1 protein-coding gene is annotated in these 253 nt (G+C 57.3%); it reads left to right on the top strand.

Annotated features, from left to right (window positions below; translation table 11 throughout):
* Positions 1-253 (top strand): transposase (locus G3O00_RS43840; RefSeq protein WP_241025625.1); only part of this gene is annotated, 253 nt, incomplete at both ends.

Raw genomic sequence — 253 nt, forward strand, 5'->3', positions numbered from 1 at the left:
GCACCGCCTCCACCTTGAATTCCTGCGTGTATTGCCTTCTCGGCACCACGTTCTCTGCCATTCTGTTCTCCATACAGTCAAAAAGTTATCAAACTTCTTGCTGTACGTGGAATCGAGACAGGGTCATTCAGACCTGCATCGTACATCTGATCCGCAACAGTCTGGAGTACGCCAGCTACAAGGATCGCAAGGCCCTGGCCGCCGCGCTACGCCCGATCTACGCGGCCGCCAGCGAAGAGGCGGCGAGGCAGGC

The organism is Burkholderia sp. Ac-20384 (assembly GCF_017104605.1).
Lineage (GTDB): Bacteria > Pseudomonadota > Gammaproteobacteria > Burkholderiales > Burkholderiaceae > Burkholderia > Burkholderia lata.